Here is a 25,629-nt window from a genome sequence, read left to right on the forward strand (position 1 = left end):
GCAGGGCTGCCCCGCGATGCCCCGGGTTCAAGTGGTCAGCGGTATCTTCACCGTGGCCAGGTAATGGCCGTCGGCGATGCGTGTTTCCACGCTGCCACGGCCTTGCGTCATGGCGTGCACGCGCGCGCGCACGGAGTTCAGGCCGACCTGGTGACCGGTGGTGGGGCGTACGGGCGCCGTGGGCAACGCGTTCCGGATGACGATCCATGCAGCATCATCGGTCTGTCCGACCTCGATGTGCACATCGCCGCCGGTGGAGGAAGGCTCCACGCCATGCCTGATGGCGTTTTCCACCAGCGGCTGGATCGAAAGGGCCGGCACTTTCACCGCCGGTAGCGCGTCCGGCAGTCGCCAGCCGACGCGGAGCCGGTCGCCGAAGCGCAGGCTCTCGATTTCCAGGTAGCGCCTTGCCAGCGCCAGTTCCTCCGTCAACGGTATCTCGCGCGGACCCGCCAAGGCGGCGCGGAAGAGATCCGCCAGATCCAACAGCAGGCGTTCGGCCTCGCCTGGCCGTTGGTGCACCAGGGCAGCCCCGGTATTGAGCGTGTTGAACAGGAAGTGCGGACGGATGCGAGCCTGCAGGGCTTCCAGCTCCGACTGCTTGGCGCGCACAGCCAGTTGGCGCGTGCGCCAGTGGTTCTGGAAAGCCGCCAACCCCAGCAAGCCGACTGTGATGGCGATCGCGGTGTAGCGCAGGAACATGCCCTGCCAATCAGTGGAGGCATCGCCGAAAAGCCCACGCATCAGCCACCAGGCCAGCAGGAAGATCGTCCATGCGGCGAGCAGGAGGAGGCCTAGCGCCGCGTAGGCCACGCGTTGTGGCCTTACCGACGAAAGGGGTCGCCTAAGCACGTACAGGCCACCCAAGGTAAGCAGGAGCACCCACTGCACGAGCAGTGAAGCCAAGCCGAAATAGGCCCAGCGATCGCTCTGTACGCCGGGAGCGAGCGCCAGCACCGTCGCCAGACCCTCCCCCGCGAGCATCGTCCAGATGATGACGGGTGCCTGCCAGAGCGCGTCCAGCGGGGTGGTGGGGGAGGCGGGGGCCATGCGTTTCCCATTGGAAGAGGGGGAGCCATGATGCCTTGCTTGTTGGCGCCGTGGCACGTATCTGGGCCGCTGGTGCCGGTTGTCTGGCCGTCCATCGGCTCCGGACTGGCGCTGGCATCCGCTTGCGCCTAGGGTTGCATCCACGCTCACTTGGGGATGCGGCGAATGCGTGTTGGCGACAATCCGAAGCGGTCTTCCATCGGCCTGCATGGCTGGCAGGCGGGCTTCAGCATGATCGAGCTGATGGTCACGTTGGCGGTCTTGGCCATCCTTATCGCGATGGCGGTCCCCAGCTTTACCTCCATCATCAACAACAATCGGCTGGCAGCCCAGGCGAATGAAGTGATCACCTCCCTGCAGGTGGCCCGGACAGAAGCGATCCGCCGCAATGAGCGTGTCGCTGTCTGTCGCTCCACTGACGGAGCTACGTGCAGCGCCGCCGCGGGTCCGTGGGATACGTGGATTACCCTGATTGTTCGGAACAACGAGGTGCTGCGTGTCAACACAGCGCGCGCTCCGGTCCTGGTGAACAGCCAGGATCTTGCGGTCACTTACGCAGCGGACGGGCTTGCCTATGAAGCAACTGGCATGCTGGCGGCCAATGCTTTTTCCGTCTGCATTCCGACTGATCAGCCCGCCACCAATCGTCGCTGGGTGAATCTCAACAGTGGCAGTCGTATCGAAACAGTCACCGACGGTAACGCCGGCGCCTGCCCTTGACGCATGATGACATCAAGATCATGAAGACTATGCGCCCCAGTTTCCGGTCATCTCCCTCCCGCCAGCGTGGTGCGGGCCTCATTGAAGTGCTGGTTGCCGTCCTCGTGATGGGCGTCGGCCTGTTAGGCATCGCCGCCATGCAGACCACGGCGTTGCGCAACAGCCAGAGTTCGTTGGAGCGCAGCCAGTCGGTGGTGCAGACCTATTCCATCCTCGAGGCGATGCGGGCCAACCGGGCCGACGCGTTGGCGGGCGCCTACAACACCAATGGTTGGATGTGTGCGGTGCCTGCGGGCGGCACTCCCGCAAACAACGATCGCGCTGCGTGGATCGCATCCTTGAAGGCGACGATGGGTGTTGCCGGCGACACCACCACCTGCGGACAGATCGTCTGCCAGAACACCGGCGCATGCACCATCACCGTGCGTTGGGACGACCAGCGCGCATCGGACGGTCCTGCAGCAGCAGGTTCGGCAACCCGCGACACCGTGACCCAGACCCAGCTGTGAGGACTGTTCGAATGCGGATTCCTTCTTCGCCCCGACACATGCAGGGCCTCAGCCTGATCGAGCTGATGATCGCGCTGGTGCTGGGCCTGCTGGTGGTGGGTGCCGCCATCGGTATCTTCATGTCCAACCGCCAGGCCTATCGCGCCACCGAAAGCGTTGGCCGCGTGCAGGAAGCCTCCCGCGTCGCTTTTGAAATGATGTCGCACGACATCCGCGAAGCGGGTGGCAACCCGTGCGACAAGGGCACTCCCGTCGCCAATGTGCTGAACGGCGCGGGCGCCGCGTGGTGGAGCAATTGGGTAGACGGCATCCGGGGCTACGACAATGGCGTCGCTGCACCGTTCGGCAACGCACCCACGCCCGTGCGCGTGGCCGGCACCGATGCCATCGAGTTGAAGTCGGGCGCGTCGGGCGGCGTCAATGTCACGGCACACGCGACGGGCGGCACGCCGCAGTTCACGGTCAACACGATCAACCACGGGTTCGAGACCGGCGACATCGCGATGGTGTGCGATGGTCGCCAGGCGGCCATTTTCCAGGTATCCAGTGCGGACTCGGGCACAAGCAACACGGTGCAACACGCCGAAGGCGGCGCCTCCCCCGGGAACTGCACTAGCGGCCTTGGCGTGCCCCTGCTCTGCGCCGCGGGATCCGTAAAAAAGACTTTCGGCCCCAACTCCACGATGGTGCGCATGTACGCCACCGCTTGGTATGTCGGCACCAATGCCCGGGGCGGCAGTTCGCTCTACCAGGTACGCCTGAACGGTGGCGCGCCCCAGGCGCAGGAGATCACCGACGGCGTCACCAACATGCAGATCACCTATCGCGAAGGTGGCGCCTATGTCGCGGCGGGTGCCGTGGCCAACTGGGCCAATGTGACCGCGGCGCAGATCACCATCACGCTGGAGAGTCTGGACAACGTCGGCCCTAATGGCCAGCGCGTGCAGCGTCAGCTCATCCACACTGTTTCGTTGCGGAACCGGAACGCATGAAGACCACCTCGTTTCCCTCGCGGCACCAACAGCAGGGTGCTTCCCTGATCGTGGTGCTGATTCTCCTTCTGGTGATGACGTTGCTGGGCCTGGCCGTGCTGCGCAGCACGTTGCTTGAGGAACGCATGACCGCCAACCTGCTGGACCGCAGCTGGAGTTTCCAGGCCGCGGAGGCAGCCTTGCGGAACGGTGAGGCGCTGGCGGCCACGCGTCCTGTCGTGCCTGGCGCCGGCTGTGCCGGCGGGGTCTGCTCGACGCCCGTCGCCACCGATACGGAGCGCTGGCGCACGGCCGGATTCAATGGCTGGGTCAACGCCGACGAGCAGGGCGACTGGACGAGCAGGCCGCAGTACTTCATCGAATACATGGGGGATGTCCCCACATGGCCGGGTTGCGACCTGCTGGACGAAGCAAATCGTTCGCCGCTCTGCCTGGCGCCTCGTTACCGCATCACGTCCACCAGCAGCGCCGCTGATCGCGCGCAGGTCGTGTTGCAGTCCAATTTCCTTGTGCAGTAAGCGGAGCCTGTCATGCACAGCACAAAATCCACCCCTCCTGTGCCGTCCCGCAAAGGCATGATGCAGCGCATCTCGCCGGGGCTGCTCGCATTCCTTGCTACCTTGTTGGCGCTGCCCGTCAACGCCGGTATCCAGATCCCTACTGATCCATTGACCACCGGTACGCGCGTGCCACCGAACATCCTGTTCGTTCTCGATGACTCCGGCTCCATGGGCGATACGTTCATGCCGGATGGGTTGGCAACAGGCTGGCCACGCCAGGCCTATACCCGCAACACTATTTATTACAATCCGGCGACCACCTATTTGCCGTGGCTCGACGCTGCCGGCAATCCGATGACCGGTGGGGTGAGCTATAACGCGGCGTACAGCAGCGTCGAGTTTGCGTCCGGCGGCACCACTGATCTACTGGCTGCGACCCAGACGTTCTATGTCCCCAAGAACTTGGCAGACACGTCGGCAACGTATTTGAACAACGAAGCTAACTATTATCGTTATCAGATCATAGCCACGACGGGGCGCGTGGTACGCAGCGAACTACTCAATAATGTTACCGGCAGTGCTGGCGTCACGGGCGTCGGCTGTACCAACAGCAACAATGGCTGGCAGTGGAAGAACTGTACTTATGCGCTGCCCACGACGGTGCGGAACACCGAAGCACTGGAACGAGCGAATTTCGCGACCTGGTATTCCTACCACCGCTCCCGCGGCAAGGTAGCGAAGGCCGGCGCTGGTCGTGCCTTCGCGCAGATCGGCAAAGACGTGCGTATGGGCTTCCGTACCATCCACAAGCGTTACAACGCGAGTATCACGGGCAACCCGATCACGCAGGCCAAACCGATCCCGGTGCTCTCAGCGCAAAATATCGGCCTGTTCATCGATGATCCCGCCGCTGCCGGCGGAGCAATCCGCAACCGCACATTCTGGTACGACCGGCTTTACAGCACCACTGCCAGCGATAACACGCCGCTGCGCGACGCGTTGAATCAGGCGGGCGTGTACTTCGAGACGGATACCACCGCTACCGGTCCTTGGGGGCCGCAGACGGGGGTCTCACAATATGCCTGCCGCCAGAATTTCACGATTCTAACCACGGACGGCTACCGTAACGATTCTTTCGGCAATGTCGTGGGCGAACAGGACAATGTTGCCGGCGCGCTGATCACTAATGATGCGGGTGCCAGTTACCAATATCAGCCTGCACTTCCTTATTCCAGTGCGTACTCCAACAACCTCGCCGACATCGCGATGCGCTATTGGAAGACCGACATGCGCACCGATCTCGACAATATCGTTGCCCCTTCCACCGAGAATCCCGCTTTCTGGCAGCACATGGTGACGTTCGCGATCTCCATCGGTGCGGGTGGCACGCTCAATCCGAAGACGGATCTGCCCTCCATCACTGCGGGCACGCGCAGCTGGCCAAATCCCGGCACGAATCTGACGCCGGAAACCATCGACGACCTGTGGCACGCGGCGGTCAATGGTCGGGGTGATTTCGTCGTCGCGAACAATCCCGATGAGTTCAGTGCCGCGCTCAACGAATCCCTTGCCGCCATTGTGCGTCGCACGGGTTCATTCTCGAACGTGGCCGCAAACTCGGCCCGTCTGCAAGCGGGTACCCGGCTATTCCAAGCGAGTTATGTGTCCGGTGTCTGGACCGGTGAACTGGTGGGGTTCGATCGACTGAATCCTCCTGAGCGCGGGTTTTCTGCCACGCCTGCATGGCGGGCCTCCACCGCCATGCCCGCCGCCGCGGATCGCAATATCTTCACGTCCAACGGTACCGCTGGCCTGGAGTTCCCCGCGTCCGCTACGGCGGCCCAGATTGCGGCGTTGACCCGCACTGGCGTGCTTAACTATCCGGTCACCGGAGCGCAGAATGCCGCCTATCTCGCCGGCGATCAATCGCTCGAGAAGGCGCGTGGTATCGGTGTGTTGAGGGACCGCACCCAGTTGCTGGGCGACATCGTTTCTTCGTCTCCCGCCTACGTGGATGACACGGGCACCATCTATGTCGGTGCTAATGACGGTATGCTGCATGCATTCAGTGCCGCAAATGGTCAGGAACTCTTCGGCTATATCCCGAATCTGGTCAACTGGTCGAGCTTGGGGAACCTGAGTAGGCCGGACTACGCGCACCAGTATTCTGTTGACGGTGCGGTCGTGGTATCGAGCCGCAAGCAGACACCTGGGCAGAACATCCTGGTCGGCGCATTGGGGCGTGGCGGCAAGGGCATCTACGCGTTGGACGTGACCAACCCAGCTTCGTTCGGGATCGGCAACTTCAAGTGGGAGCGTGCCGAAACCACCAACAATCTCATGGGGCAGGTGCTCAGCCGCCCGATCATCGCCAAGCTCAACAACAATGTCACCGCCGTCATCGTGGCTAATGGTCCGAATAGCACTGCCGAACGTGCGGCCCTTCTGATTTACAACCTCGACACCGGTGCCCTCATCGGTGAGATTGATACCGGTGCGGGCAGTGCGGCAGCGCCCAATGGGCTGTTCGCGCCCGTGGGTATCGACCAGGACTCGAGCGGCACGCTTGACTACGTGTATGCCGGCGACATGCTCGGCAATGTCTGGAAGTTCGATCTCTCCGCGGCAACCCGTGCCACCTGGGAAAACGCGGCGAGCCGGACCCGTCTGTTCACTGCGACGTCGCCGACCGGCACGGTGCAGCCGATCACAGGTGGCCTGACGCTTGGCATGAATCCGAGCACCTACAAGACGTGGGTGTTTTTCGGCACGGGCCGGTTCATCACCACCGGTGATGTGGCGGACAGGTCGGTACAAAGCCTGTATGGCATCGAAGACAGCTCCACCACGTTGACGCGTGCGGTGCTGACATCGCGCAAGACCGTCGTTGCGACCACCAAGGATGGGCAGCGTGTACGGGGATTCGAGGCCACGCAGGCGCTGCCCGTCACCTCGAAGGGGTGGTATATCGACCTCGTGCCTCCCAGCCCGCCCGGTGCTACGGAAGGTGAGCGTGTGGTGACGCCGCCGCAGATGGACGGCTCCGTGCTGGAAGTAAGCAGTATCATTCCCACCTCTACGAACGCCTGCCAGGCGGACGGGAGAGGCTATCTGAATGCATTGGATGCCTTCACGGGCACCAGTGCGAAGAAACCCTATTTCGATGTCGATGGAGACGGCGATTTCAGCGATGAAACGGTTTCCTATACTGATTCCAGCGGCCGAACCGTGGTCGTACCGATCGGCTCCGTCGATCTTGGGGTTGGTATGGTGACGCAGGGAAGTCTGTTCTCCGGCAATCCCGATGCCTTAGGTCTGATCTGTGCTGGCGGCTCCGCGGGTGGTGTCGGCTGCAGAGGCAAGAATGATCCGCGTAATGTGGGCCGGGTTTCCTGGCGCGAAATCAGACAGGAGTAATGGATGAAAACCGAATGTTTGGATCATGCCCACCAACGCGGCGCACCGCGCACTGATGCGGCGGGCTTCACGTTGATCGAACTGTTGATCGTGATCGCCATCGTGGCGATCCTGGCGACGATCGCCTACTCGACTTATCAGGACCAGATCGTCAAATCCCGGCGGTCTGCTGCAGCGGTGTGCTTGCAGGAGCGCGCCCAGTTCATGGAGCGGTTCTATTCCGCCAACATGACCTATGCAGGAGCGCCGAATCCCCCGGCCCAATGCGACGCAGAGGTCGCGCCGCACTACACGCTGCAGTTCCAGGCGGCGCCTACGGCGAAAGCGTACACCTTGCAGGCCGTGCCCCAGGCGGCCCAGGCCACGCGGGACACGCTCTGCGCGACCATCAGCCTTAACGCACAGGGCGTTCGTGGCGAGACTGGCACCGCTACTTCTGCCGCAGATTGCTGGTGAGGCGGGTGCACTTACGCGCGGCGTTGATCTGAAAAGGGGCCGAGAAATCGGCCCCTTTCGTCGTTCGATCTTGTAAGCGCGGCGATGACAGGGATCGACGCAGATCACGATCGGGGATGCAGCAGTGAAGATTCCGGATCGTTTCGTCCGCTCAGCACGAAAAAAAGGCCTGCATCGCTGCAGGCCTTTTCTTTGATCGTGTCTGGCGCCCGAAGTTGGACTCGAACCAACGACCCCCTGATTAACAGTCAAGTGCTCTAACCGGCTGAGCTATTCGGGCGGGGCGCGTATTGTAGCGGCCCGGTGAGCGGATCGGCAAGCCATCCAGCACTCGCGCCGGAACGGAACGCAGCCGGATGTACCATCGCGGCCGGAAGGTCCTTGAATCCGCTGGGAAAAGGCGCGCCGTCAGGGTGTGCAGGGCGTGTTTTCCTGTGCCCGCGAACTGCGGATCCTCCCGGTGTTGTTCACCACCACCAGCCCCTCCACCTTGCCGTCGTAGCAGATGCGCAGGGTCAGGTTGTTTCCCCCGCTCAGTCCATTGGGCTGGTAGCGCACGTGGCGCCGGCCTGCCGTGGACAGGATCTGCAGCGCCGGATGGCGGGGTGCGGGATCATTGCGGTACTGGTCGATGCTCTCGTCGGGCTGGCGGTTTCCGTCCGGGTCGCGGAATGTCAGCCAGCCGACACTCCAGTCGCTGTCTTGCCGACAGATCCCGTCGCCGTTGGAAGGGCAGACCACGGTAGGCGTGTTGTAGGTGATGGCGCTCACGCGGGCCGAGGCCAGGTGCGAGGTCAGCAGGTGCATGGCAGCATCCACGCGCTGGCGCTTCATCAGGCCGTGGTAGGACGGCACCGCCAAAGCGCTCAGCACGGCCACTACCGCCAGCGTGACGCTGAGTTCGATCAGCGTCAGGCCTCTGCTGTTGACTGAAACAGAACACCTCCCGTCGCGGGGAGGCAATGGCATCCTTGCCATGATGTCGCTCCTCTGTATCCCTTGATGGGACGGGTTCAGCTTCGCGGGCATTGCGGGCGGCTTCCATCGGAATTGACCGCGAACCCGCGTAGGAATTTGCCGCACCTGGCGGTCACGCGCGCGGCGATATACTGCCCAGTCGCCACCGGATCGCCCCCATGACCGACCGCTTCCAGCTTGTCTCCCCCTATTCGCCTGCGGGCGATCAGCCCCGCGCCATCGAGAAACTGGTGGCGAATTTCGAAGCCGGACTGGCCAAGCAGACGCTGCTGGGCGTCACCGGTTCGGGCAAGACCTACACCATCGCCAACGTCGTGCAGCAGATCCAGAAGCCCACGCTGGTGATGGCACCCAACAAGACGCTAGCCGCGCAGCTGTATGGCGAGTTCAAGGCGTTTTTCCCGCACAACGCGGTGGAATATTTCGTCAGCTACTACGACTACTACCAGCCCGAGGCCTACGTGCCCTCGAGCGATACCTTCATCGAGAAGGACAGCTCCATCAACGAGCACATCGAGCAGATGCGGTTGGCGGCGACCAAGACGCTGCTGTCGCGACCCGATGCGCTGGTGGTGGCCACGGTATCGGCCATCTACGGCCTGGGCGCGCCGGAAGACTACCTGTCGCTCCGCCTGATCCTATCCCTCGGCGAGCGGATCGACCAGCGCGAGCTGATCCGGCACCTGACCCAGTTGCAGTACACCCGCAACGAATACGAACTGCAGCGCGGCACGTTCCGCGTGCGCGGCGAGATCATCGATGTGCATCCCGCGGAAAGCGACAGCGAGGCGCTGCGCATCGAACTGTTCGATGGCGAGGTGGAGGGGCTCTCCCTGTTCGATCCGCTGACCGGCGAGACGATGCGCAAGCTGCAGCGCTACACGGTCTACCCGAAGACCCATTACGCCACGACCCGCGAGCGCGTGCTGGCCGCCATCGAAACGATCAAGGTTGAGTTGAAGGATCGCCTGGAAAACCTCTATGCGCAGAACAAGCTGGTCGAAGCGCAGCGACTGGCCCAGCGCACCCAGTTCGACGTGGAGATGATGGCCGAAGTGGGTTTCTGCTCGGGCATCGAGAATTACTCGCGCCACCTGACCGGCAAGGCGCCCGGTGAACCGCCCCCGACCCTGTTCGACTACCTGCCGGCCGATGCGCTGCTGGTCATCGACGAGTCGCACGTGACCATCCCGCAGATCGGCGCCATGTACAAGGGCGACCGCTCCCGCAAGGAGACGCTGGTGGAATTCGGGTTCCGCCTGCCGTCGGCGCTGGACAACCGCCCGCTGCGCTTCGAAGAGTGGGAAGCGCGCTCGCCCCGCAGCATCTATGTATCCGCCACGCCGGGCCCGTATGAGCTGCGGGAGTCCAACGGCGAAATCACCGAACTGGTCGTGCGTCCCACCGGCCTGATCGATCCGGAGGTCGAGATCCGGCCCGTCGGTACGCAGGTGGATGATCTCCTGTCGCAGATCAATGAGCGCGTGTCCTGGGGCGATCGCGTACTGGTGACCACGCTGACCAAGCGCATGGCCGAAAACCTGACCGAATACCTGGGCGAGCACGGCATCAAGGTGCGCTACCTGCATTCGGACGTGGATACGGTGGAGCGCGTGGAAATCATCCGCGACCTGCGCCTCGGCAAGTTCGACGTGCTGGTCGGCATCAACCTGCTGCGCGAGGGCCTGGACATGCCGGAGGTCTCGCTGGTGGCGATCCTGGACGCGGACAAGGAGGGCTTCCTGCGTTCAACCGGTTCGCTCATCCAGACCATCGGCCGCGCCGCCCGCAACCTGCGCGGCAAGGCCATCCTCTATGCGGACCGCATGACCCGGTCGATGCAGGCCGCCATCGACGAAACCGGCCGGCGCCGCGAGAAACAGGTGGAATACAACCTGGAGCACGGCATCACCCCGAAGTCCGTCGCGCGCCCGATCGTCGACATCCTGGAGGGCGCACGCAGCGAGGGCGAGGGGAAGTCCGGCCGCGGCAAGTCACGCCGCGTGGCCGAAGAGCCGGCCGAGTATGCGGTGATGGATCCGGCGCAGGCGGTGACCAAGATCAAGGCGCTGGAGCAGCAGATGTACCAGCACGCCCGCGACCTGGAATTCGAGGATGCGGCGCGCCTGCGCGACCAGATCCGGCGCCTGAAGGAGGCCAGTCTGGGCGGATGACGGATGGCGGCCGTTGCGCGGTTTGCCTCGCCCCCGGCGCGCGCCGGCATGTCGGCACCCCTGTCCGCGGGCATTTGGGGCGACCAGGTTGTCGGCGACCGCGCTTCCGGGCTAGAATTCGCGCCCCTGCAAAGGGCAGACCGGGCGGTTAGCTCAGCGGTAGAGCACTACCTTGACATGGTAGGGGTCACAGGTTCGAACCCTGTACCGCCCACCACGCTTCCACAGCGTGGCATCGTTTCCCTTTGTCGCCATCCGCAGCATCACGAGGTGGCCCGCGGAAACGCCGGCCGAGCGTGCGACATGAGCACTACCAACGCCTGAACCTGGTCCTGCCCGAGGCACTGCATCCCGTAGGCGCCCTCGTGGCGCTTTTTTCATGTCATTCGTTCATCCCTGAACAAGCGCCCGGCCATCCATGGCCGGACTTTCCAATGCCAGAGCCCTGTTCGCAGGCAACCGGATAGCCCTACCGATGATCACCATCACGCTCCCCGACGGCAGCCGCCGCGAGTTCGAAAACCCCGTGTCCGTCATGCAGGTGGCGCAATCCATCGGTGCCGGGCTGGCCAAGGCCACCGTCGCCGGTGCCGTCGATGGCGTGCTGGTCGATGCCAGCGACGTCATCGACCGGGACGCCAGCCTGCGTATCATCACGCCGAAGGACGAGGAGGGCCTGGAGATCATCCGGCATTCCAGTGCGCACCTGGTCGGCCACGCGGTGAAGCAGCTGTACCCGGACGTGAAGATGGTCATCGGTCCGGTCATCGCCGAAGGCTTCTACTACGACATCTACAGCGAGCGCCCCTTCACGCCGGAAGACCTCGCCGCGGTCGAGCAGCGCATGCAGGAGCTCATCGCGCAGGATTACGACGTCATCAAGAAGATGACGCCGCGCGCCGAGGTGGTGGAGGTCTTCAAGGCCCGTGGCGAAGACTACAAGCTGCGCCTGATCGACGACATGGGCCCGGAAGTGACGGCCATGGGCCTGTACTACCACCAGGAATACGTGGACATGTGCCGCGGCCCACACGTGCCCAACACGCGCTTCCTGAAGGCGTTCAAGCTGACGCGCATCTCCGGCGCCTACTGGCGCGGCGATGCCAAGAACGAGCAGCTGCAGCGCATCTACGGCACGGCCTGGGCCGACAAGAAGCAGCTGGACGCCTACATCCAGCGGATCGAAGAAGCCGAGAAGCGTGACCACCGCAAGATCGGCAAGCAGCAGGAACTGTTCCACCTGCAGGAAGAGGCGCCGGGCCTGGTGTTCTGGCACCCCAAGGGCTGGGCCATCTGGCAGGTGGTCGAGCAGTACATGCGCAAGGTCTACCGCGACAGCGGCTACCAGGAAGTACGCTGCCCGCAGATCCTCGACGTTGCCTTGTGGAAGAAGTCCGGCCACTGGGACAACTACAAGGAAAACATGTTCTTCAGCGAGTCGGAGAACCGCACCTACGCGGTCAAGCCGATGAACTGTCCGGGCCATGTGCAGGTCTTCAACCAGGGCCTGCACAGCTACCGCGACCTGCCGATCCGCTACGGCGAGTTCGGCGCCTGCCACCGCAATGAGCCCTCGGGCGCGCTGCATGGCATCCTGCGCGTGCGCGGCTTCACCCAGGACGACGGGCACATTTTCTGCACGGAAGACCAGATCGAGGCCGAGGTCACGGCGTTCCACCAGCAGGCGCTGAAGGTCTACGCCGACTTCGGCTTCGAGGACATCCAGATCAAGATCGCCCTGCGCCCTGAATCGCGCCTCGGCGACGACGCCACCTGGGACAAGGCCGAGACCGCCCTGCGCGCCGCCCTCCGCAGCTGCGGGGTGGAATGGCAGGAACTGCCGGGCGAAGGCGCCTTCTACGGCCCGAAGATCGAGTACCACCTGAAGGACGCCATCGGCCGCACCTGGCAGCTGGGCACGATGCAGGTGGACTTCATGATGCCGGGCCGCCTGGGGGCGGAGTACGTGGACGAGAACAGCCAGCGGCAGCAGCCGGTGATGCTGCACCGTGCCATCGTGGGCTCGATGGAGCGGTTCATCGGCATCCTGATCGAGCACCATGCCGGTGCATTCCCGTCCTGGCTGGCCCCCCAGCAGGCCGTGGTGATGAATATTACCGACGCCCAGGCCGATTACGTGGCCGAAGTCCGGAAAACCCTTGCAAATCAAGGGTTCAGGGTCTCGGCCGATTTGCGGAACGAGAAGATCGGCTATAAGATTCGCGAGCACACGCTGCAGCGGGTGCCGTACCTGCTGGTGGTCGGAGACCGCGAGAAGGAAAATGGCGCCATCGCCGTACGTACGCGATCGGGAGAGGATCTGGGCACCATGTCCGTTGACGCCTTCGCCGAACGTTTGCGGAATGAGCACGCCGCGTAGGCCAGCACCGGTCCTGAAGGACCGGCTTGATACCCTTTGGAGACTGCAACATCAGCATCCCTGACAACAAGCAAAACCGCAAGAATCACGAGATCCGCGTGCCGCGCGTGCGCGTGATCGGTTCGGATGGCGAAATGATCGGCGTGCTCACGCGCGACGAGGCATTGGCCATGGCCGAAGACGAGGGCATGGACCTGGTCGAGATCCAGCCGCAGGCGGACCCGCCGGTCTGCCGCATCATGGACTTCGGCAAGTTCAAGTTCGAGATGCAGAAAAAGGCCAACGCGGCCAAGAAGAAGCAGAAGCAGGTCGAGATCAAGGAACTCAAGTTCCGCCCCGTCACCGACGAGGGCGACTACCAGATCAAGATGCGCAACATCCGCCGCTTCCTGGAAGAAGGCGACAAGGTCAAGGTCAACATCCGCTTCCGTGGCCGCGAGATGAGCCACCAGGAGCTGGGTCGCGAGATGGCCGCGCGCATCGAGGCCGAGCTGGGCGACGAGATCGTCATCGAGTCCCGCCCGCGCCTGGAAGGCCGCCAGATGGTCATGATGATCGCGCCGAAGAAGAAGTGATGTCGGCAGCGTAGCTGCCGGTGCCACCCGCCTCCTTCGCCCCCGCGTTCGGGACGAGGCAGCGGGCGAGGGGAGGGCGCCGGAAGGCGCCTTTCGCTTTTCCGCCTGCAGCGCTAAGTGGCCGGATTTGCAAGAGAATTCGGCAGCGGGCATAATACGCGGCCCGGTACGCCGGGAGGCTGCTCGCAGCCGACGGACCCGTCGATGTTTCGTTTATGATTCAACGACTTACAAGCAGATTTGGGCAAGGATGGAAAGCGTGGCCGCATCCCATGGATGCATTGCTGCCGCCCGGATCAGTGACATAAACCCATCAAGGACATTGCAATGCCCAAGATCAAGACCCACCGGGCGGCGGCCAAGCGTTTCCGCAAGACCGCCTCCGGCAAGTTCAAGGCTGGCCACGCCAACCGTAGCCACATCCTCACCAAGAAGGCGACCAAGCGTAAGCGCGGCCTGCGTGCGACGAACATTGTTCGCGCCGAGGACAGCGGCCGTTTGAACCGCATGCTTCCCTACCTCTGAGGATTGAACAATGGCACGAGTTAAGCGTGGCGTGACGGCGCGTCGTCGTCACAAGAAGGTTCTCCACCTGGCCAAGGGCTACTACAACGCCCGCCGCAAGGTGTTCCGCGTCGCCAAACAGGCGGTGATCAAGGCGGGTCAGTACGCCTACATCGGCCGCAAGCAGAAGAAGCGCAATTTCCGTTCGCTGTGGATCACCCGCATCAATGCGGCGGCCCGCATCAACGGCCTGAGCTACAGCCGTTTCATGAACGGCCTGCTGAAGGCCGGCATCACCCTGGACCGCAAGGTGCTGGCGGATATCGCCGTGCACGACGCGACGGGTTTTGCGGCCCTGGCTGAAAAGGCGAAGGGCGCACTCGCGGCGTAAGCTGCGATCTCCACCGTAAACGCTGTACCGGCAGACCATCGCCGAACACGTGGGGAAGGGCGCGAGTCCTTCCCCATTGTTTTTTGTGGCCCCGGAAGACGAGGCCGGCACATCATCAGGACCTTCCATGAGTGACATCGACTCCCTGTCCACGCAGGCGCTGGCCGACATCGCCGCCGCGCCTTCGCCCGATGCGCTGGAACACCTGCGCGTGGCGCTGCTGGGCAAGAGCGGCAGCATCACCACGCAGTTGAAACAGCTGGGCGCCCTTCCGGGCGACCAGCGCAAGGCCGCGGGCGAGGCGATCAACCGCGCGCGCGACGCCATCTCCGATGCGCTCTCCGCACGCAAGGCGGTGCTGGACGACGCAGCGCTGCATGCGCGCCTGGCCGGCGAAACCCTCGATGTCACCCTGCCGGGCCGCAATCCCGGGCGGGGCGGCATCCACCCGATCAGCCGCACGCTGGAGCGCATCGCCGACATCTTCGGCCGCCTTGGCTACGAACTGGCCGACGGTCCGGAGATCGAGGACGACTGGCACAACTTCGAGGCGCTGAACTTCCCGCCGCACCACCCGGCGCGCGCCATGCACGACACGTTCTACTTCGGCGATGGCCGCCTGCTGCGCACGCATACCTCGGGTGTGCAGGTGCGCTACATGGATGCCCACCAGCCCCCATTGCGCATGATCGCGGCGGGCAAGGTCTACCGCAGCGACAGCGACCAGACGCATTCGCCGATGTTCCACCAGGTCGAAGGCCTGCTGGTCGATGAGCATTCCACGTTCGCCGACCTGAAGGGCACGCTGGCCGAGTTCGTGCGTGCGTTCTTCGAGCGCGATTTCGAGATGCGTTTCCGCCCGAGCTACTTCCCGTTCGTGGAGCCCGGCGCGGAAGTCGATATCGCCTGGCAGCAGCCCGATGGCAGCACGCGCTGGCTGGAGGTGCTGGGTTGCGGCATGGTGCACCCGAACGTGCTGCGCAGTTGCGGCATCGATCCGGAGCGCTACACGGGCTTTGCATTCGGCCTTGGCGTGGAGCGTTTCGCGATGCTCCGTTATGGCGTGAACGACCTGCGCGCGTTCTTCGAGAACGACGTGCGTTTCCTGCGGCAGTTTGCTTGAAAGCCGGTATTCGTGATGGTCGATTCGTGATTCGCAAACGCGACCCCCGGATCTCCGACACGAAACCGGCCGAATGCGTGATCTCGCTTTTCCGCATCATCCATCACGAATCACTCATCACGGCACCACCATGAAATTCTCTGAAAATTGGCTGCGCAGCCATGTTCCTACCCAAGCCACCCGTGAAGAGCTGGCGGCGACGCTGACGGCCATCGGGCTGGAAGTGGAGGAGGTCACCGCGCTGGGCGAGGGATTGGCGAACGTCGTCGTGGCGCGCATCGTCGACTGCGCCCGGCATCCGGAAGCGGACCGCCTGCAGGTCTGCCAGGTCGATGCCGGCCAGGGCGAGCTGCTGCAGATCGTCTGCGGCGCTCCGAATGCGCGCCCCGGCCTGCGCGCGCCGCTGGCGATGGTCGGCGCGAACGTGGGAGGCATCGCCATCAAGGCGGCCAAGCTGCGCGGCGTGGAATCCAATGGCATGCTGTGCTCGGCCAAGGAACTGGGCGTGGATGCCGATGCGTCCGGCCTGCTGGAACTGCCGGCCGACGCGCCCATCGGAGCCGCGATCGCCGACTACCTGTGCCTGCCGGATGCCAGCATCGAGATCAAGCTGACGCCCAACCGTGCGGACTGTTTCAGCGTGCGCGGTATCGCCTTCGACGTGGCGGCCGCATGCGGCAGCGACGTGGTCGCCTTCGATGCCACGCCAATGCCGGCGCTGACGGACAGGACGCTGGCGGTGGAACTGAATGCAGGCGCCGACGCGCCGCGCTATTGCGGCCGTGTGATCGAAGGCGTCAATGCCGCCGCCGCCACGCCGGTCTGGATGGCCGAACGCCTGCGGCGCAGCGGCGTGCGTCCGGTCTCCCTGCTGGTGGACATCACCCAGTACGTGATGCTGGAACTCGGCCAGCCGATGCATGCCTTCGATCGCAATCTGCTGATGGGTCCGGTGGGCGTGCGCCGATCGAAGAGGGGTGAAACGGTAAAGCTGCTCGATGGCCGCGATGCCGCACTCGACGACGATTTCCTGGTCATCACCGATGCCGACCGCGTGGTCGCACTGGCCGGCGTGATGGGGGGCTTCGACACACGCGTGACGGATGCCACCACCAACGTCTTCCTGGAGGCCGCGCATTTCGCTCCGTCCGCCATCATCGGCCGCGGCCGCAAGCTGGGCCTGCACACCGACGCCTCGCATCGCTTCGAGCGCGGCGTCGATCCGGAGCTTCCCCGCCAGGCCATCGAGGTGGCGACCCGCCTGGTGGTGGAACTGGCCGGTGGCACGCCGGGTCCGGTCACCGAGACAGAATTGCCCGAGCACCTGCTCAGGCCGGCAGCCATCCTGCTGCGCAGGGCGCGTATCGCACGCGTGCTGGGTATCGAGATCGCCGATGCCGACGTGGAGCGCATCCTGCGCGCGCTGGGCATGCAGGTGGTTGGCGTCGCTGACGGCTGGAACGTGGTCGCGCCCAGCCGCCGTTTCGACATCGCTATCGAGGAAGACCTGATCGAGGAACTGGCGCGCATCCACGGCTACGACCGGATTCCCACGACGTTGCCGGGCGGTGCCACGCGCATCGCCTCGCCCAGCGAGACGCGGGTGGAAGCGTCGACCGCGCGTCGCCAGATGGCGGCCCGCGAGTTCATCGAGACGGTGAACTATGCGTTCGTCGACGGCACCCTGCTCCAGCAGTGGGGTCTCACCGAAGGCGCCGTCCCGCTGGCCAATCCGTTGAGCGCCGAACTGGGCGTCATGCGTACCGCATTGCTGCCCGGGCTGGTGTCGGCGCTGCAGCGCAATGCCGCGCGGCAGGCCGGCCGGGTGCGCCTGTTCGAGATCGGCAACGTGTTCAGTTCGGCGGCCGAGCACGGTGCGGCGCCGCAGGAAACGCTGCGCGTCGCGGCCGCCGCCTGTGGCGACGCCGTCGCCGAGCAGTGGGGCCAGCCGGCCCGCAGGATCGACTTCCATGACCTGAAGGGCGACCTGGAAAGCCTGGCAACCCTCGCCGGTGCGACGCTGTCGTTCCAGCCGTCAACGGCCGGCTACGGCCATCCGGGGCGTTCGGCCGACGTCCATCGCGACGGCCGGCGGATCGGCTGGATCGGGCAGCTGCACCCGCGCCTGGCCCGCCTGCTTGGCCTGGATACGGATGTGGTGGCGTTCGAGGTGGATCTGGGGCCGCTCAGCGAACGGTCGCTGCCGCGTGCGACCGAACAGTCGCGCTATCCGTCCGTCCGCCGGGACCTTGCGTTCGTCGTCGCCGACACGGTGCCCTGGGCCGCCCTGGCCGAGACCGTGAAGCACGCCGCAGGCCCGCTGTTGCGGGACGTGCAGGTGTTCGACCGGTACGTCGGGCAGGGGGTCGAATCGGGTCAAAAGAGTCTCGCTATGGGCTTGATTTTGCAGGACAACTCACGCACTCTGACCGACCGCGATGTGGAGCAGGTGGTGTCCGCTGTGGTGTCGGCCATCGACGCCGGACACGGCGCCAGGATTCGCGGATGAGCGGTAGGCAGGTAGTGGCAGGGCCGGTGACGGTCGCAACGGGGAAGCAGTACCCATGGCGTTGACCAAGGCGGAAATGGCCGAGCGTCTGTTTGACGAAGTCGGCCTGAACAAGCGCGAGGCGAAGGAGTTCGTTGACGCGTACTTCGACGTGCTGCGCGAGGCGCTGGAACAGGGGCGCCAGGTCAAGCTTTCCGGGTTCGGCAACTTCGACCTGCGGCGCAAGAACCAGCGCCCGGGCCGCAACCCGAAGACCGGCGAGGAGATCCCGATTTCGGCGCGCACGGTGGTGACGTTCCGGCCGGGCCAGAAACTCAAGGAGCGGGTGGAAACCTATGCTGGATCCGGGCAGTAACCGCGAGCTTCCGCCGATACCGGCCAAGCGCTACTTCACCATCGGTGAGGTCAGTGAACTGTGCGACGTGAAGCCGCACGTGCTGCGCTACTGGGAGACCGAGTTCCCCAGCCTGGAACCCGCCAAGCGTCGCGGCAACCGCCGCTACTACCAGCGCCATGACGTGCTGATGGTTCGCCAGATCCGCAGCCTGCTGTACGAACAGGGCTACACCATCGGCGGTGCGCGCCTGCGCCTGGAGGGCGAGGGCGCCAAGCAGGAAGCCGCGCTGAGCCACCAGATCGTGCGCCAGGTGCGCATGGAGCTGGAAGAAATCCTGCAATTGCTGCGCCGCTGAACATCACATGGCATCCCATGCTGGGAGACGCCATGGAAATGCGGCTATAATGCGCGGCCCGTCGCAAGGCGGGCCGATCCGCGAGATTCGGGGCGTAGCGCAGCCTGGTAGCGCATCTGCCTGGGGGGCAGAGGGTCGTCGGTTCAAATCCGGCCGTCCCGACCAATCGCGGTTCAACATCAAGCCTGCGCACTGCGTGGGCTTTTTTGTGCGCACCCACCCCGTGGGGACAAACCCGCTGACCTCCGGATAGGATGGCCCATGCACCCGCGTACCGAAGCCCTGATCCAGACGCTGCAACTGGCCCCGCATCCCGAGGGGGGCTACTTCCGCCGCGTCTTCGAATCGGCCAAGCGCACCGAGGTCAACGGCATCGAGCGGCCCACGCTGACGGCGATCACCTTCCTGCTGCCGCAGGGCGTGGTGACGCGCTGGCATCGCGTGGATGCCACCGAGGTGTGGGGATGGCACGAGGGTAGCCCGATGGAGCTGTCGATGTTCGACCCGGAGACGCGCACGCTCAGCCGCGCGCAACTGGACACCTCCGCGCGCGGCGGCCAATGCCGCCAGGTGGTTCCGGCCGGGGTATGGCAGAGCGCCCGCACGCTGGGCGACTACACCCTGGTGGACTGCACGGTGTCACCGGGCTTCGCATGGAAGGGTTTCCAGTTGCTGGAGGCCGGCAGCGACGTCGCCCATCAGCTGCGCGAGGCCGGCGGCAAGGTAGCCTGAATGGTCGCGGCGAAAGCCGTACCGTCGCACGGAACTCCATGACATCCTGCCGGTCCCAACGGGCTGCGCGGGCGCGGCGCCCGCGACCAAGGAGTGCATCGGATGCGTTCGTACCGTCTTGTCCCGTGGATGATTCCCTTCCTGCTGTTTGCGACCGCGACGCTCGCGCAACCCCAGGAGCCGGCACCGTCCGATCCTCCACCGGGAGGGGCCGTTTCAGACGGTCCGGTCATCGAGATGGAGGCGGTGGTGGTCAGTGGCGTGCAGCCGGGCCCGGGCCTGTGGAAGGTGCGCCATGGTGATCACATCCTTTACGTGCTGGGCACGCAGTCCCCGTTGCCGAAGAACATCACCTGGCGCTCCGACGAGGTGACGCTGGCGCTGCAGCATGCCGATGAAGTGCTGGGTTCGCCGGGCATCACGGTGGATGCCGACGTGGGCTTCTTCCGCGGCCTGACGATGGTGCCTTCGGCGATGAAGGCGATGAAGAATCCGGACGGGGAAAAGCTGCAGGACGTGCTTCCGGCCGACCTGTATGCGCGCTGGTCCATGCTGAAACGGCAATACATGGGCCGCGATGGCGGCATCGAGAAGAAGCGCCCGCTGATCGCGGTCTTCCAGCTGTATCAGGAAGCGTTGTCGCGCTCGGGCATGAAGGAAACCGGCGTCATCGATCCCGTCATCAACGAGGTGCTGAAGGCGCGCAAGATGAAGCGCACGCCGACGGTGCTGAAGGTCGACATCGATGACCCGCGCGCGGCGCTGGCGGATTTCCGCAAGGAAACGCTGAAGGGCGAGGACCTCGCGTGTTTCCGCACCACGCTTGACGTGATCGAGAACGACCTGCCGCAGGTGGCCGCGCGCGCCAACGCATGGGCGGTGGGCGACTGGGCGGCGCTGCGTTCGACCGCGCGCGAAGACCAGCGACTGGCCTGCCTGTCGGCGTGGTTCAACACCGAGACGGCCCGCAAACGGGGGCTGACGGATCTGGAGCAGCGCATGCGCGCCACGTGGCTGGAAACGGCCGAAGGTGCACTGCGCCGCAACCGCATCACCTTCGCCACGCTGCCCGTGTCGCAGCTGGTCAAGGCGGATGGTTATCTGGCGCACCTGCAGGCGAAGGGATACGCGGTCGAGGCGCCCGAGTAGGCCGTTTGGCGGGCGCGATTGACGTCGCGCCTGCAGGTGAAGCTTTCAGCCTGCCGCGGTGAGCGGGGGCTGGCTTGAACCCAGCGCCGGCCAGCGGTTGAGTACCGCCGCCCGGATGCCGGCGGCATCGATGCCGGCCTCGGCCAGCAGGTCTTCGCGGCTGGCGTGGTGCTGGAATTCATCGGGCAGGCCGAGGTGCAGCATCGGCAATGCGATGCCCTCCGCATTCAGCAGTTCGGCCACGCCTGACCCGGCGCCGCCCATCACCACGTTGTCCTCGACGGTGACGAAGCCCTGGTGGGTGTTCGCCAGTTCCAGCAGCAGCGCCCGGTCCAGTGGCTTCACGAAACGCATGTTCACCACCGTCAGGCCCAATTCCCGGCCGACCTGTTCGGCGGCCGCAACGGTGGAGCCGAAAGCCAGCACGGCCACGCGGGAACCGTGCTCGCGCACCTGCGCCCTGCCGATCGGCAACGTGTCCAGCGTCGCCTGCAGTGCCACCCCGGGACCGCTGCCGCGCGGATAGCGCACGGCCGCCGGACCGGCGTAGTGGTAGCCGGTGCTGAGCATCTGCCGGCATTCGTTTTCGTCGGCCGGTGCCATCACCACCATGTGCGGTACGCAGCGCAGGTAGCTGAGGTCGAGGTTGCCGGCATGCGTGGCGCCGTCCGGGCCGACCACGCCGCCGCGGTCGATGGCGAACAGCACGTCCAGCTGCTGGATGGCCACGTCATGCACCAGCTGGTCGTACCCGCGCTGCAGGAAGGTGGAATAGATCGCCACCACCGGCTTGCTGCCTTCGCAGGCCATGCCCGCGGCCAGGGTCACCGCATGCTGCTCGGCGATGGCCACGTCGAAGTAGCGGTCGGGGTATTCCTTGCTGAAGCGCACCAGGCCCGAGCCTTCGCGCATGGCAGGCGTGATGCCCAGCAGTTTGGGTTCGGCGGCGGCCATGTCGCACAGCCAGTCGCCGAAGACGTCGGTGTAGGTGGGCTTCTTCGCCCCCGTCTTGCTGATCAGGCCTTTCTCGGGATCGAACGGCCCCACGGCGTGATAGCCGATCTGGTCACCCTCGGCCAGCTCGTAGCCTTTGCCCTTGGTGGTCAGGATGTGCAGCAGCTGCGGGCCCTTGAGGGTCTTCAGCATCTTCAGCGCGCCGACCAGCGCCTCGACGTCGTGGCCGTCGATCGGGCCGGTGTAGTGGAAGCCCATCTGCTCGAACAGCGTGGACGGCACGAACATACCCTTCCAGTGCTCTTCCCAGCGGCGCATGAAGCGCGCGGGCGGCTTCTTCTTGTCGCCCAGCAGCTTCTTGCCACCTTCGCGCAGCGCATTGAGCGTGCGGCTGCTGCTCAGCCGGCCGAGCATCTTGGTCAGTCCGCCGACGTTCTCGGAGATCGACATCTGGTTGTCGTTGAGGATCACCAGCAGGTTCGGTTCCGGCTCCATGCCGCCGGCATGGTTCAGTGCCTCGAACGCCATGCCCGCGGTCATCGCGCCGTCGCCGATCACCGCCACGACCTTGCGGTCGTCGCCGTGCTGCGCCAGCGCGATCGCCATGCCGAGTGCGGCCGAGATCGACGTGGACGAGTGGCCCACGCCGAAGGTGTCGTACTCGCTTTCCTCGCGCTTCGGGAACGGCGCCACGCCGTCCTTCTGCTTGACCGTGTGGATCTCGTCACGGCGGCCGGTGAGGATCTTGTGCGGATAGCACTGGTGGCCCACGTCCCAGACCAGGCGATCGACCGGCGTCTCGTACAGGTAGTGCAGCGCCACGGTCAGTTCGATGACGCCCAGGCCGGCACCGAAGTGGCCGCCGCTGCGCCCGACCGATTCGATCAGGTAACCCCGCAGTTCGTCGGCGATCGCCGACAGCTCGGTCTCCTCGAACTGGCGGAGGTCGGCCGGCGTCTTGATGCGGGACAGGCGGGGATAGCGGTCAGCGTCGATCATCACGGGGTGGGGGCGTCTTCCAGGCCGTCATTGTCCCCCCCCGGCGTGAAGCGGGGCAAGCAAACACGTGAAGCGGGTGTGGGGGCCGGGTTCAGGCGGCCCGTCGTGAGTTCGCCGGCTCAGCGGTTTGGGCAGGTTTTCCGGGCGCTCGCACGAGCCGGCGCCCTCGTCCGCGGCCCTCTGCGAGTCGTCGGGCGTCCACGCGGAAGCGCGGGTACCGCGTCCCGGCGCCGTTCAAGCGGAAAGCTTGGACTTCTTGGGCAGGTGCGCCTTCAGGAACGCCATCTGGTCGGCCAGGATGTTGCGGTTGGACAGGATCAGGTGTTCGATCCAGCTGGGCCGGTACGGGACCGCCAACAGCGGCATGTTCGCCTGCTGCGGGGTGCGGTTGCTCTTGCGCGAATTGCAGTGGAAGCACGCGGTCACCACGTTCTCCCAGACATCCCGCCCGCCCTTCGACAGCGGCAGCACGTGGTCGCGGGTCAGGTGCGGGCGGGTGAACTCGTGGCCGCAGTACAGGCAGAGCTGGGCATCCCGCGCGAACAGCGCGGTGTTGGTCAGCGTGGGCGTGGGCGACAGGGCCTGCGCACGCGCGTGGCCGCGCGAGGCCACGATGGGATGCAGTTCGATCAGGCTCTGCTCGCCGGTCATCCGGCAGATGCCGCCATGCACCCGTAGGCAGGGTTCACCGAGTGTCCAGGCGACGGCATCGCGTGCGTACAGGCAGGTGGCATCCTGCCAGTTGATCCAGTCCAGCACGCGGCCATGCGCATCCAGCGACAGCAGGCGGACGCTGGGCGGTTGGGAACGCAGGGACGAAAGGGGGGTGACCGGCGTGGCGGGGGTACCGGTTCCAACCAGGTGAAGCTGAGCTCTGTCTGCTTCCATGGAGAAGCAGGTTATACCCAAATGTTGACGAAATGTGTATCGGGGCGCGGATTTCGTCTGCCGGAACCGCACCGGGGCGCGATGCGTCGCGCCCCGGACATGCGGGTCGAGCTCAGTCGCCGAAGCGTTCGGAGGCCATGGTCATCAGCGATGCCGCGCCTGAATCGATCGCGGCCGCATGGGTCAGCGTGCGCGGCAGGATACGGGCGAAATAGAACTGCGCGGTTTCGCGCTTGGCCTGCTTGAAGGCATCGTTGTGCGCCGACGCGTCCGCTGCCGCCACGCTTCGCGCCCACCAGTAAGCCAGCACCACATACCCCGAATAGAACAGGTAATCGGTGCTCGCCGCGCCGATCTCCTCCGGATTGCTGGCGGCACGCTGCAGGATGTTCTTGGTCAATCCCGCCCACTCGGCGGCCTTCTGCTGCAGCGGATCGATGAACTCGGCCATCGCCGGGTTGTCCTGGTGCTGCTGCACGAAGGCATGCACGTCGGCCAGGAACAGCTTCAGCCCGGCCGCCTGCGTGGACGCGGTCTTGCGGCCCATCAGGTCCAGCGACTGGATGCCGGTCGTGCCTTCGTACAGCGTGGTGATGCGGGCGTCGCGCGCCAGCTGCTCCATGCCGTGTTCATGGATGTAGCCATGCCCGCCGAAGCATTGCAGCGCGTGGTAGGTGTTCTCGATGGACCATTCGGTCTGGCAGGCCTTCGAGATCGGCGTCAGGAAGCTGACCAGCGTATCCGCGCGCTCGCGTTCGGCCGGATCTTCCGCATGGTCCGCGATGTCGATCAGGGTGCCGGCGTGCAGCGCCAGCAGGCGGCTGCCTTCGACCAGCGCCTTCACGGTCAGCAGCATGCGGCGCACGTCCGGATGCACGATGATCGGGTCGGCCGGCTTCTCCGGGAACTTGGGCCCGCTCAGCGAACGCGTCTGCAAACGGTCACGCGCGTAGGCCAGGGCATTCTGGTAGGCGCGCTCGCTCAGCCCGACGCCCTGCAAGCCCACGCCCAGGCGGGCGGTGTTCATCATGGTGAACATCGCCTGCAGGCCCTTGTGGGGCTGGCCCACCAGATAGCCCTGCGCGCCGTCGAAGTTCATCACGCAGGTGACCGAGGCCTTGATGCCCATCTTGTGCTCGATGGAGCCGCAGCGCACTGCATTGCGTTCGCCCACGCTGCCATCGCGAGCGACCTTGAACTTCGGCGTGACGAACAGCGAAATGCCCTTCGCGCCCGGCGGGGCATCGGGCAGTTTCGCCAGCACCAGGTGCACGATGTTGTCGGTGAAGTCGTGCTCGCCCGCGGTGATGAAGATCTTGGTGCCGGTGATGGCGTAACTGCCGTCTGCGTTCGGTTCCGCCTTTGTCTTCAACAGGCCCAGGTCTGTACCGCAATGCGGTTCGGTCAGGCACATGGTGCCGGTCCAGCGGCCCTCGACCAGCGGCTTCAGGAAGACCTCGCGCTGCCAGTCTTCGCCGTGGTGCTTGAGGGCTTCGACAGCGCCGTGCGACAGCAGCGGGAAGTTGCCCCACGCCAGATTGCTGGCATTCACCAGTTCGTTGAGCGGCACGCCCATCGTATGCGGCAGGCCCTGCCCGCCGAAGTCGGGCGAGGCGGTCAGGCCGGTCCAGCCGCCCTCGACGAACTGCGCATACGCCGCCTTGAAGCCGGGGGGCGTGGTGACCTCGCCGGTGTCCTTGTCCAGCTGGCTGCCGACTTCATCGCCCACGCTGTTCAGCGGCGCAAGCACCGTCTCGGTAAAGCGGCCGGCTTCCTCCAGCACGGCGTCCAGGATGTCGCGCGTGGCATCGGTGTAGCCAAGAAGCTGGAACAGGGCCTCCACGCCCAGGACGTCGTACAGGGCGAAGCGGATGTCGGTCAGGGGAGCTTTGTAGGCGGTCATGCGGGCTTCCGGGCAAGGGTGCGAAGGGCTTTGC

General features: G+C 65.0%; 22 protein-coding genes and 3 tRNA genes. 19 read left to right on the forward strand and 6 right to left on the reverse strand.

Annotated elements, in window-relative coordinates:
• Positions 1–27: 27 nt before the first annotated feature.
• Positions 28–1,050, reverse strand: coding sequence for a sensor histidine kinase (locus OVA13_RS00375; RefSeq protein WP_267791880.1), 1,023 nt, complete (start codon positions 1,048–1,050; stop codon positions 28–30).
• Between the two features lie 165 nt (positions 1,051–1,215).
• Here OVA13_RS00375 and OVA13_RS00380 point away from each other — a divergent pair, with 165 nt between their 5' ends.
• The 6 genes from OVA13_RS00380 to OVA13_RS00405 are packed head-to-tail and all read left to right on the forward strand — an operon-like array spanning position 1,216 to position 7,644.
• Complete coding sequence (locus tag OVA13_RS00380) at positions 1,216–1,770, forward strand: GspH/FimT family pseudopilin (protein WP_267791881.1); 555 nt, start codon at positions 1,216–1,218, stop codon at positions 1,768–1,770.
• Between the two features lie 29 nt (positions 1,771–1,799).
• Positions 1,800–2,279 (forward strand): type IV pilus modification protein PilV, encoded by a 480-nt coding sequence (gene pilV, locus OVA13_RS00385; protein ID WP_267793582.1) that lies wholly within the window; start codon positions 1,800–1,802, stop codon positions 2,277–2,279.
• A gap of 38 nt (positions 2,280–2,317) precedes the next feature.
• Positions 2,318–3,271 carry a PilW family protein gene (locus tag OVA13_RS00390; protein WP_267791882.1) on the forward strand — a complete coding sequence of 318 codons (954 nt, stop codon included), beginning with the start codon at positions 2,318–2,320 and terminating at the stop codon, positions 3,269–3,271.
• A complete protein-coding gene (locus tag OVA13_RS00395; protein ID WP_267791883.1) occupies positions 3,268–3,789 on the forward strand; it encodes a pilus assembly PilX family protein in 522 nt (173 codons plus the stop codon). Before OVA13_RS00390 ends, OVA13_RS00395 begins: the two co-directional genes overlap by 4 nt.
• Positions 3,790–3,801: 12 nt before the next feature.
• Positions 3,802–7,188 carry a pilus assembly protein gene (locus tag OVA13_RS00400; RefSeq protein ID WP_267791884.1) on the forward strand — a complete coding sequence of 1,129 codons (3,387 nt, stop codon included), beginning with the start codon at positions 3,802–3,804 and terminating at the stop codon, positions 7,186–7,188.
• A 3-nt stretch (positions 7,189–7,191) separates the two neighbouring features.
• Positions 7,192–7,644 carry a type IV pilin protein gene (locus OVA13_RS00405; RefSeq protein ID WP_267791885.1) on the forward strand — a complete coding sequence of 151 codons (453 nt, stop codon included), beginning with the start codon at positions 7,192–7,194 and terminating at the stop codon, positions 7,642–7,644.
• Positions 7,645–7,847: 203 nt separating this feature from the next.
• On the opposite strand, the gene OVA13_RS00410 is transcribed toward OVA13_RS00405, so the two are convergent.
• A tRNA-Asn gene (locus tag OVA13_RS00410) sits at positions 7,848–7,924 on the reverse strand.
• Positions 7,925–8,052: 128 nt separating this feature from the next.
• Positions 8,053–8,622, reverse strand: a complete 570-nt coding sequence (locus OVA13_RS00415) for a GspH/FimT family pseudopilin (protein ID WP_267791886.1) — start codon at positions 8,620–8,622, stop codon at positions 8,053–8,055.
• Between the two features lie 158 nt (positions 8,623–8,780).
• Here OVA13_RS00415 and uvrB point away from each other — a divergent pair, with 158 nt between their 5' ends.
• The 13 genes from uvrB to OVA13_RS00480 all read left to right on the forward strand — a co-directional run bounded on the left by uvrB (position 8,781) and on the right by OVA13_RS00480 (position 20,851).
• A complete protein-coding gene (uvrB, locus tag OVA13_RS00420) occupies positions 8,781–10,796 on the forward strand; it encodes an excinuclease ABC subunit UvrB (protein WP_267791887.1) in 2,016 nt (671 codons plus the stop codon).
• 142 nt (positions 10,797–10,938) lie between these two features.
• A tRNA-Val gene (locus OVA13_RS00425) sits at positions 10,939–11,013 on the forward strand.
• A 258-nt stretch (positions 11,014–11,271) separates the two neighbouring features.
• Entirely contained in the window at positions 11,272–13,176 is a 1,905-nt protein-coding gene (gene thrS, locus OVA13_RS00430; RefSeq protein ID WP_267791888.1) for a threonine--tRNA ligase, read from the forward strand.
• A 50-nt stretch (positions 13,177–13,226) separates the two neighbouring features.
• On the forward strand, positions 13,227–13,751 hold the full coding sequence (infC, locus tag OVA13_RS00435) for a translation initiation factor IF-3 (protein WP_324288293.1): 525 nt from the start codon (positions 13,227–13,229) through the stop codon (positions 13,749–13,751).
• Positions 13,752–14,078: 327 nt separating this feature from the next.
• The gene (gene rpmI / locus OVA13_RS00440) at positions 14,079–14,276 is read left to right on the forward strand and encodes a 50S ribosomal protein L35 (protein ID WP_162110557.1); all 198 of its coding nucleotides are present in this window, start codon (positions 14,079–14,081) and stop codon (positions 14,274–14,276) included.
• 10 nt (positions 14,277–14,286) lie between these two features.
• Positions 14,287–14,646, forward strand: coding sequence for a 50S ribosomal protein L20 (gene rplT / locus OVA13_RS00445; RefSeq protein ID WP_055936072.1), 360 nt, complete (start codon positions 14,287–14,289; stop codon positions 14,644–14,646).
• A gap of 127 nt (positions 14,647–14,773) precedes the next feature.
• Complete coding sequence (gene pheS / locus OVA13_RS00450) at positions 14,774–15,769, forward strand: phenylalanine--tRNA ligase subunit alpha (RefSeq protein ID WP_267791890.1); 996 nt, start codon at positions 14,774–14,776, stop codon at positions 15,767–15,769.
• 130 nt (positions 15,770–15,899) lie between these two features.
• The gene (gene pheT, locus OVA13_RS00455) at positions 15,900–18,278 is read left to right on the forward strand and encodes a phenylalanine--tRNA ligase subunit beta (RefSeq protein ID WP_267791891.1); all 2,379 of its coding nucleotides are present in this window, start codon (positions 15,900–15,902) and stop codon (positions 18,276–18,278) included.
• Positions 18,279–18,333: 55 nt separating this feature from the next.
• Positions 18,334–18,633, forward strand: coding sequence for an integration host factor subunit alpha (locus OVA13_RS00460; protein ID WP_055936063.1), 300 nt, complete (start codon positions 18,334–18,336; stop codon positions 18,631–18,633).
• A complete protein-coding gene (locus tag OVA13_RS00465) occupies positions 18,614–18,970 on the forward strand; it encodes a MerR family transcriptional regulator (RefSeq protein WP_056878218.1) in 357 nt (118 codons plus the stop codon). Before OVA13_RS00460 ends, OVA13_RS00465 begins: the two co-directional genes overlap by 20 nt.
• 88 nt (positions 18,971–19,058) lie before the next feature.
• Positions 19,059–19,135, forward strand: a tRNA-Pro gene (locus tag OVA13_RS00470).
• Positions 19,136–19,231: 96 nt separating this feature from the next.
• Entirely contained in the window at positions 19,232–19,702 is a 471-nt protein-coding gene (locus OVA13_RS00475; protein WP_267791892.1) for a cupin domain-containing protein, read from the forward strand.
• 102 nt (positions 19,703–19,804) lie between these two features.
• Positions 19,805–20,851, forward strand: coding sequence for a TraB/GumN family protein (locus OVA13_RS00480; RefSeq protein WP_267791893.1), 1,047 nt, complete (start codon positions 19,805–19,807; stop codon positions 20,849–20,851).
• A 45-nt stretch (positions 20,852–20,896) separates the two neighbouring features.
• On the opposite strand, the gene dxs is transcribed toward OVA13_RS00480, so the two are convergent.
• The 3 genes from dxs to OVA13_RS00495 all read right to left on the reverse strand — a co-directional run bounded on the left by dxs (position 20,897) and on the right by OVA13_RS00495 (position 25,595).
• Positions 20,897–22,804 carry a 1-deoxy-D-xylulose-5-phosphate synthase gene (dxs, locus tag OVA13_RS00485; RefSeq protein ID WP_267791894.1) on the reverse strand — a complete coding sequence of 636 codons (1,908 nt, stop codon included), beginning with the start codon at positions 22,802–22,804 and terminating at the stop codon, positions 20,897–20,899.
• Positions 22,805–23,038: 234 nt separating this feature from the next.
• Positions 23,039–23,692 (reverse strand): HNH endonuclease, encoded by a 654-nt coding sequence (locus tag OVA13_RS00490; protein ID WP_267791895.1) that lies wholly within the window; start codon positions 23,690–23,692, stop codon positions 23,039–23,041.
• Positions 23,693–23,804: 112 nt separating this feature from the next.
• Positions 23,805–25,595: an acyl-CoA dehydrogenase C-terminal domain-containing protein gene (locus OVA13_RS00495; protein WP_267791896.1), complete on the reverse strand. Its 1,791-nt coding sequence runs from the start codon at positions 25,593–25,595 to the stop codon at positions 23,805–23,807.
• Positions 25,596–25,629 lie beyond the last annotated feature (34 nt).

This window comes from Pseudoxanthomonas sp. SL93, assembly GCF_026625825.1.
In the GTDB taxonomy this organism is placed as follows: domain Bacteria; phylum Pseudomonadota; class Gammaproteobacteria; order Xanthomonadales; family Xanthomonadaceae; genus Pseudoxanthomonas_A.

Bases quoted from the DNA above. Each gene is read 5' to 3' on its own strand.
- OVA13_RS00400 (WP_267791884.1), top strand. From the start codon at position 3,802: ATGCACAGCACAAAATCCACCCCTCCTGTGCCGTCCCGCAAAGGCATG.
- OVA13_RS00415 (WP_267791886.1), bottom strand. From the start codon at position 8,622: ATGGCAAGGATGCCATTGCCTCCCCGCGACGGGAGGTGTTCTGTTTCA.
- OVA13_RS00380 (WP_267791881.1), top strand. From the start codon at position 1,216: ATGCGTGTTGGCGACAATCCGAAGCGGTCTTCCATCGGCCTGCATGGC.
- OVA13_RS00395 (WP_267791883.1), top strand. From the start codon at position 3,268: ATGAAGACCACCTCGTTTCCCTCGCGGCACCAACAGCAGGGTGCTTCC.
- OVA13_RS00490 (WP_267791895.1), bottom strand. From the start codon at position 23,692: ATGGAAGCAGACAGAGCTCAGCTTCACCTGGTTGGAACCGGTACCCCC.
- OVA13_RS00405 (WP_267791885.1), top strand. From the start codon at position 7,192: ATGAAAACCGAATGTTTGGATCATGCCCACCAACGCGGCGCACCGCGC.
- OVA13_RS00495 (WP_267791896.1), bottom strand. From the start codon at position 25,595: ATGACCGCCTACAAAGCTCCCCTGACCGACATCCGCTTCGCCCTGTAC.
- OVA13_RS00480 (WP_267791893.1), top strand. From the start codon at position 19,805: ATGCGTTCGTACCGTCTTGTCCCGTGGATGATTCCCTTCCTGCTGTTT.
- uvrB (WP_267791887.1), top strand. From the start codon at position 8,781: ATGACCGACCGCTTCCAGCTTGTCTCCCCCTATTCGCCTGCGGGCGAT.
- OVA13_RS00460 (WP_055936063.1), top strand. From the start codon at position 18,334: ATGGCGTTGACCAAGGCGGAAATGGCCGAGCGTCTGTTTGACGAAGTC.
- rplT (WP_055936072.1), top strand. From the start codon at position 14,287: ATGGCACGAGTTAAGCGTGGCGTGACGGCGCGTCGTCGTCACAAGAAG.
- thrS (WP_267791888.1), top strand. From the start codon at position 11,272: ATGATCACCATCACGCTCCCCGACGGCAGCCGCCGCGAGTTCGAAAAC.
- pheT (WP_267791891.1), top strand. From the start codon at position 15,900: ATGAAATTCTCTGAAAATTGGCTGCGCAGCCATGTTCCTACCCAAGCC.
- OVA13_RS00390 (WP_267791882.1), top strand. From the start codon at position 2,318: ATGCAGGGCCTCAGCCTGATCGAGCTGATGATCGCGCTGGTGCTGGGC.
- pheS (WP_267791890.1), top strand. From the start codon at position 14,774: ATGAGTGACATCGACTCCCTGTCCACGCAGGCGCTGGCCGACATCGCC.
- dxs (WP_267791894.1), bottom strand. From the start codon at position 22,804: ATGATCGACGCTGACCGCTATCCCCGCCTGTCCCGCATCAAGACGCCG.
- OVA13_RS00475 (WP_267791892.1), top strand. From the start codon at position 19,232: ATGCACCCGCGTACCGAAGCCCTGATCCAGACGCTGCAACTGGCCCCG.
- OVA13_RS00375 (WP_267791880.1), bottom strand. From the start codon at position 1,050: ATGGCCCCCGCCTCCCCCACCACCCCGCTGGACGCGCTCTGGCAGGCA.
- pilV (WP_267793582.1), top strand. From the start codon at position 1,800: ATGCGCCCCAGTTTCCGGTCATCTCCCTCCCGCCAGCGTGGTGCGGGC.
- rpmI (WP_162110557.1), top strand. From the start codon at position 14,079: ATGCCCAAGATCAAGACCCACCGGGCGGCGGCCAAGCGTTTCCGCAAG.
- OVA13_RS00465 (WP_056878218.1), top strand. From the start codon at position 18,614: ATGCTGGATCCGGGCAGTAACCGCGAGCTTCCGCCGATACCGGCCAAG.